Origin of the sequence: Phyllobacterium sp. (genome assembly GCF_037994425.1) — a bacterium.
Lineage (GTDB): Bacteria > Pseudomonadota > Alphaproteobacteria > Rhizobiales > Rhizobiaceae > Phyllobacterium.
This window is the reverse complement of the sequence record NZ_JBBNAM010000438.1, coordinates 1-11,930: the sequence shown is the minus strand read 5'-3', so window position 1 is coordinate 11,930 and position 11,930 is coordinate 1. Positions and strand designations below refer to the sequence as shown.

Genomic DNA, 11,930 nt, shown 5'->3' with positions numbered 1-11,930 from the left:
CGGTAGAAGCACTTGAATTGTTTGCTCTATCGGTCAACATCACACACACATATCGAGTCTCTCGACCGATGTCACTTGAACAATAGTTTTGGATAAGGCCGAAAGAATGGCGCTTGAAGTATCGATCGCAGTGGAGCGTTGGCCCATTGCCGGAACCTTCACGATCTCCCGCGGATCGAAGACGGAGGCCGCTGTCGTTGTTTGCACATTGGCCGACGGGACCTTCACCGGGAGGGGCGAATGCGTGCCCTATGCGCGTTATGGCGAGAGCCTTGAATCGGTCTGCGCCGAGATCGAAGCATTGCGCAGCGCGTTGGTGAATGGCGCTACTCGAGACGACCTACCGGCATTGATCGGCGCCGGTGCTGCCCGTAACGCGGTCGACTGCGCGCTCTGGGATATCGAGGCCAAGCGCAGCGGCAAATCCGTCGTGGAACTTGCCGGCCTATCCCCACTCCGCGACCTGACGACAGCCGTTACGGTGTCGTTCGGCGACGTGGAAACGATGGCGGCCTCGTTAAGGAGTTTTGCCGGAAGGCCGCTGATCAAGGTCAAGGTCGGCGGTGAAAACAACGCCGAGCGCATCGCTGCGATCGCAGCTGCGGCGCCGTCGAGCCGCATCATTCTCGACGCCAATGAGGGCTGGACCGAAGCCAACATCATCGAAAACATGCTGGCAGCCGCGAAAGCCGGCGTCGTGCTGATCGAGCAGCCGCTTCCCGCCGGAAAGGATGCCAAGCTCGCTGAAATTCCGCATCCCGTTCCGATTTGCGCCGACGAAAGCGCGCATGGGACTGACGATCTTCCTTCTCTGATTGGTCGCTATGACAGCATCAACATCAAGCTCGACAAGACCGGGGGCCTTACCGAAGCGCTGCGCATGCAACAGCGTGCCCGCGCTCTTGGCTTTGGGGTCATGGTCGGCTGTATGGTCGGAACGTCGCTTGCGATGGCGCCGGCAATGCTTGTCGCCCAGGATGCCGATTTTGTCGATCTCGATGGCCCCTTGATCCTCAAGCAGGATCGCGAGCCGGGCCTTGTCTTTAACGGTAGCCAAGTCTCGCCGCCAAGCCGCGACCTATGGGGCTGAAGCCTGTTGAATCGCCAGCTAATTCTGCCGCTGCTCCAGCCGAAGTGATACGCCCGCCAGTACGAGGCCGCAGGCGGCGAGCGCCACCATCACGTAAAACCCGTAAATGCCCGTCGCGGCATAAAGGGGCCCTGAAACCATGGTAACGATGGCGAGCGACGTGCCGATGAAAAATGTCGAAAGGCCTTGCGCCGTCCCGCCCCGTTCCTCGGGTATTGTCAGAGCAATCATCTTCTGCATGCCGAGGAAGGAAAGGGCGAACGAGAAGGCATGGAGACTCTGAATGAGGAGAAACCCCGCGACGCCCAAACCTGAGGGAACGACGAGCGGGAATGCGGCCCAGCGAAACATGGCGACAGCCGAACCTATCATCAGCACCCGCGCCGGATGAAGCCGTCCGAACAGGCGTCGAAACAGCGTGAACATGATCACCTCGGCAACGACCGAAATCGACCACAATGACCCGATCACCGTTTCTCCAATGCCAATCGACTTCCAATAGATGGCAGAGAAACTGTAGCCATAGGCGTGGCTAGCCTGGGTGATTCCGGTGGCGATCAGAAAGGTGACAAAGGCCGGGCGGCGCAACGCCCTGCCCGCATCGGCAATATCGACATCCGAAAGCGGCGAGAGCCGGCGTGGCTTACCGATGCGGGGAACGAAAAAACTCGCCACGCAGGCGGCGAGCAAGGCTCCAAGCAGGGCCGAAGGTATGATCTTTTCGCCAAAGTACTGGATGAAGATCCCGCCGGCAAATGAGGCGAGCAGAAAAGAAATCGAACCCCAGACCCGCATCTTGGCGAAATCCGCGCCATAGCGGCGCACGCCCGAAAGGGCGATCGTATCGGCAAGCGGCACCTGGGATGTCCAGGGCGGTGCAAGCATCAATGAGACGAACAATATGCCGGTAAATCCGAAAGGCACAAAGTAGAAGCCAGCCACGATCACCGCGAGCACCGTGGCAGTGCTCAAGATGTGCGCCCGATCATTCGACCGGTCCGCAAGCATGGAAACAAGTGGCGCCGCAATGACACGCACGAAAAGCGGCATTGAGAGGACAATGGAAATCTGTGTCGCGGTCAGCGACCGGAACTCGAGCCACAGGGGAAAATAAGGCAGATGCAGTCCGCTTGAAGCGAAGATGGCAAAATAGGCCAGAGCGACACGCAACTCAAAGCGAGACGGCTTATCCAGACCCGGATCCGCTGAGGCGGTGATCATTGCAGGACTTTCGGAAGATCGAAGACGGCTGGGGAAGAATCGCAATTGTGATTCACCTGCAGCCGCACCTATCACGAAATTCGGCAACTGCCTAGAAATGCTGGAGATATTTACTGGTGCGCTAAATGTCCGATGGCTGCCGGGCCGACATGGCGCGTTTGATCCTTGACCTCTTGACGGCCACGGCTTCCCGGGACGGGACGATTGTCGTCAGCACGCTCTCGAAAATATCGGCGCAGGCCTCCCAGCTGAAGCTTTTGAGCTTGGCATCGGGATCGACGCTGCCCATGGCAAGCGCGCCCAGTGCGGCCTCGCGCAAATCCTCGGACAGAACGCCGGCACAGGAAACGCCAATCACATCCTTGGGGCCGGGAACCGGATAGCCCGCGACCGGCACGCCGCAGGCAATCGCTTCGAGGAGCACCAGCCCGAAGGTATCGGTGCGGCTTGGAAAGACGAACACGTCGGAGCCCGCATAGCATCGTGCCAGCGCCTCACCCTCCTTCTTACCGGCAAAGGCGGCACCTGGATATTTGCGCTTCAGCTCCGCCAGGTCGGGTCCATCGCCGACGATGAGTTTGGTACCCGGCAAATCCAGCGACAGAAACGCCTCGAGGTTTTTTTCGGGCGCAACGCGCCCTACGCAAAGGAAGATCGGACGTGGCAACTCGAGATCGACCTGCGGTTGGGGGCGGAAGAGCTTGCGATCGACGCCGCGCGTCCACACCTTGAGCGTCGTGAATCCGCGATCAACCAGTTCATCATTGATCGATTGCGTCGGCACGAGGCAGGATTCAGCGGCGTTGTGAAAGCGGCGCAGGAATGCATAGGACCAGGCGAGCGGTACGGGCAGGCGCTCGCGCATATATTCCGGAAATCGGGTATGAAAACTGGTGGTAAAGCGCCAATTGTTCTTGAGGCAGGCCCGCCGCGCCATGATGCCAAGCGGGCCTTCCGTGGCGATATGAACAAAGGCCGGCTGCAAGGCTTCGATCCGCGCCTTGACCGCATGCGGAAGCGTCAGCGCCAGACGGATTTCCGGATAGGTCGGACAAGGCGCCGAGCGATAGTCGGCTGGCGAGATGATCGTCACCTCGAAGCCGCGCGCCTCCATCTGCTCGCGCAGTTTGGTCAGAGTTCGCACGACGCCATTGACCTGGGGATGCCAGGCGTCGGAAACGATGATGAGCCGTTTTGGCTGGTCGCTTGCCTCAGGCCGCATTCGCCGCCTTTGGACGCTTGTCGTCGAGGCGGATGACAGGCGCAAAGCCAGCCTGTTCCCCGATCAGATGCGTCCACGACAAGAGTTCCATGCGGCCGTCATAGTGCTCGACGATGGCCGTGCAGCTTTCGACCCAGTCGCCGGTATTGATGTATTCGATGCCGTCGATCTGTTCGATCGTTGCGTGATGGATATGGCCGCAAATCACACCATCCGCGCCAATGCGACGCGCTTCATCAGAAACGACGGTCTGGAAGGATCCGATGAAATTGACGGCCTTCTTGACACGGAACTTTGCCCAGGCCGAGAACGACCAGTAGCGCAGGCCAAGCATGCGCCGCACCTTGTTCATGATGGTGTTGATTGCAAGGGCGGCGTCATAGGCCCAGTCGCCGAGATAGGCAATATGACGTGCGTTGCGCACGACCACATCGAATTGATCGCCGTGAATGACAAGGAATTTTCGTCCATCCGCCGTTTCGTGCATCGTCCGGTCCATGACCTCGATACCGCCGAAGTGGGTGCCCTGGAAGTCGCGCAGGAACTCATCGTGGTTGCCGGCGACATAGAGGATGCGGGCTCCCTTGCGGCTCTTGCGCAGGAGCTTCTGCACGATATCGTTGTGTTCCTGCGGCCAGTGCCAGTTGCGCCGCAGACGCCAGCCATCAACGATATCGCCGACGAGATAGATCGTATCGGCGTCGTGATATTTCAGGAAATCCAGAAGAAAGCTGGCTTTCGCACCTTTCGAACCGAGATGGACATCGGATAAGAAAAGTGTGCGGAACTTGCGGGCCTCGTTCTCGACCATGATGCTGATCTCCGTTCAGCGCTGACGCAAAGGCGTCCGGTTGCGCTGACACAAACCCGATTCATGTCACAATCATATGACGATGCGGAAAACTACGCGTTTTCGCACGATAAACACTTGTAACAAAATGGACTTCATTTATGCGTCTGGATGTTATTCAAGCGTGCTAGAAATGCCTGAATCGACGATTTGTGAACGTGCAGCACCAATTTCCGGAAGGACCCGCTCCATGGCCAAGGATAAAACGCCCAGCAGCTCTGACCTCGACGAAAGCGCGCTGTTCTATCACCGCTTTCCGCAGCCGGGTAAGTTGGAAATCCAGGCCACCAAGACACTCGGCAACCAGCGCGACCTTGCGCTCGCCTACTCGCCCGGCGTTGCAGCACCCTGCCTCGCCATTCACGAAGATCCGGCGACTGCTGCCGACTATACGAGCCGCGCCAATCTCGTCGCCGTCATTTCCAACGGAACGGCCGTGCTCGGCCTCGGCAATATCGGCCCCCTCGCCTCCAAGCCGGTCATGGAAGGCAAGGCCGTGCTCTTCAAGAAGTTCGCCAATATCGACGTTTTCGACATTGAGATCGATGCCAACGAAATCAACCGCATCGTCGACGTCGTCTCTGCGCTCGAACCGACTTTCGGCGGCATCAACCTCGAGGACATCAAGGCGCCGGAATGCTTCGAGGTCGAGGAGCAGCTGCGCGCCAAGATGAACATACCGGTCTTTCATGACGACCAGCACGGCACGGCCATCATCGTTGCGGCCGCGATTCTCAATGGCATGGAACTCGCCGGCAAGGACCTTTCCAAGGTCAAGATCGTTGCATCAGGCGCCGGTGCTGCTGCCCTCGCCTGCCTCAATCTTCTCGTCAAGCTCGGTGCCGACCGCAGGAACATCTGGGTCTGCGATATCGACGGCGTTGTTTATGAAGGTCGCAATACGCTGATGGACCGCTGGAAATCGGTCTATGTACAGAAGACGGACGCCCGCGTCCTCGCCGATGTCATTGGCGGCGCCGATGTCTTCCTCGGCCTTTCCGCCGCCGGCGTGCTGAAGCCCGAGCTTCTGAAGCAGATGGCGCCCAACCCGCTGATCATGGCCCTTGCCAATCCGACACCCGAGATCATGCCGGAAGAGGCACGTGCGGCGCGCGCCGACGCGATGATCTGTACCGGCCGCTCGGATTTCCCCAATCAGGTTAACAACGTTCTCTGCTTCCCCTATATTTTCCGCGGCGCCCTCGATTGCGGTGCAAGGGCGATCAACGAGGAAATGAAGATGGCCGCCGTGAAGGCGATCGCGGCGCTGGCGCGCGAAGAGCCGTCCGATGTCGCGGCCCGCGCCTATTCGGGCGAGACGCCGACCTTCGGACCAAATTACCTCATTCCATCGCCATTCGACCCGCGCCTCATCCTGCGGATCGCTCCAGCCGTCGCCAAGGCGGCCATGGAGACCGGTGTCGCCGAGCGGCCGATCGATGATTTCGACGCCTATCTCGACCGCCTCAACCGTTTCGTCTTCCGCTCCGGCCTGATCATGAAGCCGATCTTCACGGCAGCAAAAACGGCGGAGAAGAAGCGCGTGATCTATGCCGATGGCGAGGACGAGCGCGTCTTGCGCGCAGCGCAAGTCGTGCTTGAGGAAGGGATCGCCGTGCCCACCCTGATCGGTCGCCCGCAGGTGATCGAGACTCGTCTCAAGCGCTATGGCCTGAAGATCAAGGTCGGCACTGACTTCGACATCATCAACCCCGAAGACGATCCGCGCTACCGCGACTATGTCGACCTTCTGGTGAAGCTGACCGGCCGGCGCGGCACCACACCGGAAGTGGCCCGTACGATGGTGCGCGCCAGCAGCACCGTGATCGCAGCGCTGGCCATTGTGCGGGGCGAGGCCGACGCCATGATTTGCGGCCTCGAAGGACGCTTCGAACGGCATCTGCGCAATGTCGACCAGATCATCGGCAAGCTCGAAGGCATCCGCAATTTCTCGGCTCTGAGTCTCCTCATCTCGCAGCGCGGCGTGCTGTTCCTTACCGACACCTATGTGAGCATCGATCCGACGGCAGAGGAAATTGCCGAGAAAACGGTACTCGCCGCCAGCGAAATCAGCCGGTTCGGCATCGAGCCCAAGGCGGCATTGCTATCGCACTCGAATTTCGGATCGCGCGATTCCGAAAGCGCCGCCAAGATGCGCCATGCCTCGGAGCTTCTGCGTGCAAAGGCGCCGCACCTCGAGCAGGACGGAGAAATGCACGGCGATTCCGCGCTATCTCAAGTGCTGCGCGAACGCGTCCTGCCACACTCCCGGCTCAGCGATGAGGCAAATCTCCTCGTCTTCCCCAACCTCGACGCGGCCAACATTACTCTGAACGTCGTCAAGACTGTTACCGACGCGCTGCATGTCGGCCCGATCCTGCTCGGAGCAGCCAAGCCCGCCCACATATTGACGCCATCAGTGACATCGCGTGGCATCGTCAACATGACCGCGCTGGCAGTTGTGGAGGCATCACAGCGCATTGATTGATCCCGGGAACGTCTTATTGCTGCCGTATGGCCGTGGCTGGTTCATGCATATTCGCCCCATTTGAATGCGCATGAAAATCTTGGACCGTTGCATGTACCGGACAATTCAATCTGCCGTCATTGCTGTTGCCGCCATCCTGGCCACGGCTCAGCTTTCGCACGCCAACTCCGACAATTGCGCACGGATGCAGGAGCGCCTCGACCAGTTGAACAACAGCGCCAATATCGACGACTACGAGTTGCAGCTGCGACGGGACCGCGTCGAGGCGGCGCTCGATGCCAACGATTGCCCTATCGTCGATTCTCCCATCCATGATCAACCGCGCTACGACACGCCGCTGCGCGATGAACCGATACCCGACTATCCGGTGCGCGAGACGCCCCAACGCGATTATCCTGTGCGTGACGAGCCACGCCGTGCAACGGCAGAGCCTTCATACGAGATTTACGGAAGCGAGCCGGAACCTGTTGAGCCGGAAATGAGTACTGCCCCCGCCTATGGCGGGCGCTACCAGACACTATGCGTGCGCAGCTGTGACGGCTACTATTTCCCGATTTCCTACGATACGGGAGCGGAGAATTTCTCACGCGATCAGGCGCAGTGCCAGTCGCAATGTCCGGGTGCGAAACTGTTCTATCGGCCTACCGACAATCAGGATGCGGGCGCAATGATTTCGCTGCGCGGCGATGCCTACAAGACCATGCCGAACGCTTTCAAATTCCGCAAGGTCGGGGCGAATGCGACACCGCAATGTAGTTGCCAGAAGGCCGCTGGTGACTTCAAGACACTCGGCGATCCCAAGGACGTGGCAAGGACCGCCCCAACTCCGAAGACTACGGCAGCAAAGCCCGAGGGAGCTAGGCCGGCCGAGCCGACGAAGCCCGCCGCCGCCCAATCCCAGGAGGCCAAGGCCGAACCTGCCGTACCCGCGAGCGAGCCCGCGACGCAGGCTTCGTCCATCATTCAGCTCGGGGAGCCTGAGACGAAAAAGACCGAGGTCGAGAAACCAAAGCCGTTGACTGAGGACAAGCCGATTGATCCAAACCGAAAGGTCAGGGTCGTCGGGCCAACGTTCCTTCCCGACCAAGAAGGGGCAATAAATCTGCAAGCTCCGGACCAGAAGTCAGCCCAGTAAGGGCGATGCGCAACGGCATGAACAGCCCTTTGCCCTTGCGCCCGCTCTGATCCTTGACCACGTCGGTCCACTGTTTCCAGGTCTCGCGGCTCCAGGGTGCGTCGGGCAGCACATCGAAGGCGGCACGGACGAAATCAATGTCCTCCGCAGCGACCGAAACGTCTGCTGCGGGTCCCTCGTTAACAATCTTCCACCAGCCAGCGGCGTCGTCGACACGCGAAAGGTTGCCGCGCACGGCGAGCCAGAATGCCCCGGCCCCATCTCCGGCTATGCCGACCGCAGCCAGACGGTCCTTGGCTTCCTCGAAAGGCATGGCGTGGATCAGCGCCCGATTGAGCGCGTCGAGATCCGCCGGGTCGAACTTCGATGCGGATTTTGACGTAGCGGCCGGATCGAATATTGCGGCAAGCGCTTCCATGTCCGGTATTGCGGTCACGTTCTCCGAGGTGCCGATCAGCACAGCGAGGCTCGCAACGGCCATCGGTTCATAGCCATCACGACGCAAGCTGCCGATCGACAACGCGCCCGTGCGCTTGGAAATCCCTTCACCCGAAGCCGTTGTCAGAAGGTTAATGTGACCAAGCGCCGGAACTTTCGCCCCCAGGGCCTCGACGATGGAGATCTGGACCCCACTATTGGTGATGTGGTCATTGCCGCGGATGATATGGGTAATATCCATGTCGACGTCATCGACGACCGAGGTAAAGGTATAAAGATAAGTTCCGTCCTCACGCACCAGTACCGGGTCGGACAGCGACGAAAGATCGACGGTTTCCCGGCCGCGCACCAGGTCGTCCCAGTGAACTTCGGTTCTTGTTATCGAAAACGGATCGTCCTTGTAGTTCGGAAGCAGAAAGCGCCAGTGGGGACGATGTCCCTCGGCCTCGAGCTTTTCCCGATCGGCCGAGGTCAGCTTCAACGCCTCGCGGCCATAGATTGGCGGCAGGCGGCGCGCCAGACGCAGCTTGCGCTTCCGCTCCAGTTCTTCGGCGGATTCGTAGCAGGGATAGAGGACACCCGCTGCCTTGAGTTTCTCTGCAGCTGCATCATAGAGCGGAATGCGTTTCGACTGATATTCAATCCGCACCGGTTTAATGCCTAGCCAATCGAGATCGGCAATCGTCGCCTCGGCGTACTCGGTCTTTGAGCGCACAGTATCGGTGTCGTCGAAGCGCAGGATGAACTGGCCCTTGTTCTGCAGGGCAAAAAGCCAGTTGAACAAGGCTATCCGCGTGTTGCCGATATGAATGAAGCCGGTTGGAGACGGTGCAAAACGGACGATCGTGGTCATGGGTGCGGCATATCGGATGCGGCCCTCAATGGCAATATGGGCCGCGATTTCGTGCGGCCCATATTTCGTTTGGAGGAATGCACTAATCGTCGTTGAGGACGAGCCCCTTCGTCAGTTCCAGCGCCTGCAGCTCGAACAAGCTGCGGTAGATGCCGCCGTTCAGCCGGATCAGGGCTTCGTGGTTGCCCTCCTCCGCGATCTTGCCGTGGTCGAAGACCAGCAGCCGGTCGAGGGAGCGCACAGTCGAAAGACGATGCGCGATGACCAGTGTCGTCCGTCCCTGCATCAACCGCTCCATTGCCTGCTGGATCAGCACCTCCGATTCTGAATCGAGGCTGGATGTGGCCTCGTCCAGAATTAGGATCGGTGCGTCCGCGAGGAACGCTCGAGCAATCGCCACGCGCTGCCGCTCGCCGCCCGACAGCTTGACACCGCGCTCGCCGACGAGCGTGCCGTAGCCCTTGGGGAGTGCCGAGATGAACTCGTGCGCGCTCGCCTGCAGCGCGGCCCGCTCGATTTCCTCCTGCGAGGCGCCGGGCCGCGCATAGGCGATATTCTCCGCCAGCGTCCGGTGAAACAGGATCGGCTCCTGTTGCACGATGGCGATCTGCTGACGCAGCGAGGCTTGCCGAACCGCGGCAATGTCCTGACCGTCGATCAATATCCGGCCTGCCTTGACGTCATGCAGACGCTGGATCAGCTTGACGAACGTCGTCTTGCCCGAACCGGAATGCCCTACCAGCCCTACCCGCTCGCCGGCGCGGATCGTCACCGAAAACCGATCATAGAGCGGCAACCGGTGCGCACCGTAAAGGAACGTCACATTATGGAATTCGATCCTGCCATCGGTGATCGAGATCGGCTTTGCACCCGGACGATCCTCGATGCCGAGACGCTGACTCTGGATATCAACCAGTTCCTCCATGTCATTGATCGAACGCTGCAAGTTGCGGATGTGCATGCCGACTTCGCGCAGGTAGCCCTGGAGGATGAAGAACGATGTCAACACGAATGTGATGTCACCCGCGCTGGCGTTTCCGTTCGCCCAAAGGAGCAGCGCAAAACCGATCACCGCCGCCCGCAGGAACAGCAGCATCGTGCCTTGGGCCGTACCGTTCCACGTGCCCCTGATCCAGGTGCGCGCCGTCCGGTCCTTCCATTTGTCGAGGACCTTGAGGAGCCGCGCATCCTCGCGGCTCTCCGCGCCGAAGCCCTTTACTACCATGTTACAGCTGACGGCATCGGCAAGCGAACCGCCGAGCTTGGTGTCCCAACGGTTGGCAAGACTTGCCATTGGGGCAACGAAGCCGAGTGACATCATCACGGTCACCGCGACGAACACCAGCGATCCAACGCCAATGATCAGGCCCATGAGGGGCCAATACCAGGCCATGAGTATGGTCGAACCTGCGAGCATGACGATCGATGGAAACAGCGCCAGCAACAATGTATCGTTGAGCAGGTCAAGCGCCCACATGCCACGGGTCACCTTCCGCACTGTTGAGCCGGCAAAGCTATTCGCGTGCCAGTCCGTGGAAAAGCGCTGGATACGATAAAAGGCACCGGAGGCGATATCCGTCATCATCTTCAAAGTCAGATATGTCACCGCGATAAAGGTGACATGCCGCAGGATTATTGCGCCAAGCGACAAGGCAAGAAGGGCTCCAAACGCTGCCATTGCAGCATTCCAGACAATCTCCTCGCGCGCATGACCATTGACGACGGCATCGACCAGCCGGCCGGAATAGAGCGGGGTCAAGACGTCGGCCAGGGTCGAAAGCAGAACGGCGCCGACAATAATGCTGACGCGCACCGGCTGTTTTTGCCAGTGTCTCCAGGTGAATCCGAGAACGGCGCGGAACGCCCCCCCGCGCAGGTTGAAACGCAAAAAGGTCATGACGATGTCCCGCGCCCGATTGCACCGGCCTTATAGATAATCAGGAACAAGTTTGCCGTGTGTGGACTACGAAGTTCGTACGGCATGTGATTTGGCGTCTTGCCCAAATACGGGAAAGGCCAATGTCGGCGATGGGTTACCTCGACTGGTGAAGGTAATTGAAAAGCCTTTGAGGCTTTTCCGCATCACGTGTCAGGAACGAACGCCGCCCCGCGGGGACATATAAAAGACTGTCATTCGAAAACCTCCCGGTCTTCATTGCCGGACTTGCGCTTATATGTGAATCGCTTTCACGCGCCAAGCACCATTTTTCTCAACTCCGCGTGTTTACGACACGTGTGCGGCGTGCATGCAACAGTCGGATCATCTGTCCCGGAACCGGTTTGTAATCGGATAGCGCCGATCGCGACCAAAGTTCTTCTTGGTCACCTTCACGCCTGGCGCCGATTGTCGCCGTTTGTACTCGGCTATGTAGAGAAGGTGTTCGATGCGCTCGACCGTCGCCCGCTCGTGACCGCGTTTGACGATTTCATCGACGCTCATCTCATGTTCGACGAGGCATTCGAGAATATCGTCCAGGATCGGATAGGGAGGAAGCGAATCCTGATCGGTCTGATTTTCGCGCAGTTCAGCCGAGGGCGCCTTGCTGATGATATTGACAGGAATGACCTCGCCAGAGGGTCCGAGGCCGCCAGCTGGAACATTCTTGTTGCGCCATTCAGACATGGCGTAGACC

8 protein-coding genes and 1 pseudogene are annotated in these 11,930 nt (G+C 59.4%); 3 read left to right on the top strand and 6 right to left on the bottom strand.

Annotated elements, in window-relative coordinates; genetic code table 11:
- Positions 1-106: 106 nt before the first annotated feature.
- A complete protein-coding gene (gene dgcA, locus AAAB35_RS28665; protein ID WP_340671729.1) occupies positions 107-1,090 on the top strand; it encodes an N-acetyl-D-Glu racemase DgcA in 984 nt (327 codons plus the stop codon).
- Positions 1,091-1,108: 18 nt separating this feature from the next.
- Here the strand turns inward: dgcA and AAAB35_RS28660 are convergent, their stop codons facing one another.
- The 3 genes from AAAB35_RS28660 to AAAB35_RS28650 all read right to left on the bottom strand — a co-directional run bounded on the left by AAAB35_RS28660 (position 1,109) and on the right by AAAB35_RS28650 (position 4,344).
- Positions 1,109-2,311: an MFS transporter gene (locus AAAB35_RS28660; protein WP_340671728.1), complete on the bottom strand. Its 1,203-nt coding sequence runs from the start codon at positions 2,309-2,311 to the stop codon at positions 1,109-1,111.
- Positions 2,312-2,432: 121 nt separating this feature from the next.
- Complete coding sequence (locus AAAB35_RS28655; protein ID WP_340671727.1) at positions 2,433-3,533, bottom strand: glycosyltransferase family 1 protein; 1,101 nt, start codon at positions 3,531-3,533, stop codon at positions 2,433-2,435.
- Positions 3,523-4,344 carry a UDP-2,3-diacylglucosamine diphosphatase gene (locus AAAB35_RS28650; protein ID WP_340671726.1) on the bottom strand — a complete coding sequence of 274 codons (822 nt, stop codon included), beginning with the start codon at positions 4,342-4,344 and terminating at the stop codon, positions 3,523-3,525. The genes AAAB35_RS28655 and AAAB35_RS28650 overlap by 11 nt, the downstream gene beginning before the upstream one ends.
- A 229-nt stretch (positions 4,345-4,573) precedes the next feature.
- Between AAAB35_RS28650 and AAAB35_RS28645 the strand changes: the two genes are divergently transcribed.
- Both AAAB35_RS28645 and AAAB35_RS28640 read left to right on the top strand, forming a co-directional pair.
- Positions 4,574-6,871 carry an NADP-dependent malic enzyme gene (locus AAAB35_RS28645; protein ID WP_340671725.1) on the top strand — a complete coding sequence of 766 codons (2,298 nt, stop codon included), beginning with the start codon at positions 4,574-4,576 and terminating at the stop codon, positions 6,869-6,871.
- Between the two features lie 91 nt (positions 6,872-6,962).
- On the top strand, positions 6,963-8,006 hold the full coding sequence (locus AAAB35_RS28640; RefSeq protein WP_340671723.1) for a DUF2865 domain-containing protein: 1,044 nt from the start codon (positions 6,963-6,965) through the stop codon (positions 8,004-8,006).
- Here the strand turns inward: AAAB35_RS28640 and gltX are convergent.
- The 3 genes and pseudogenes from gltX to AAAB35_RS28625 all read right to left on the bottom strand — a co-directional run.
- Positions 7,924-9,297 carry a glutamate--tRNA ligase gene (gene gltX / locus AAAB35_RS28635; RefSeq protein WP_340671722.1) on the bottom strand — a complete coding sequence of 458 codons (1,374 nt, stop codon included), beginning with the start codon at positions 9,295-9,297 and terminating at the stop codon, positions 7,924-7,926. The genes AAAB35_RS28640 and gltX overlap by 83 nt on opposite strands.
- Before the next feature lie 82 nt (positions 9,298-9,379).
- Positions 9,380-11,194, bottom strand: coding sequence for an ABC transporter ATP-binding protein (locus AAAB35_RS28630; protein ID WP_340671720.1), 1,815 nt, complete (start codon positions 11,192-11,194; stop codon positions 9,380-9,382).
- Between the two features lie 363 nt (positions 11,195-11,557).
- Positions 11,558-11,930, bottom strand: a pseudogene (locus AAAB35_RS28625) (NAD+ synthase); the annotation flags it as partial.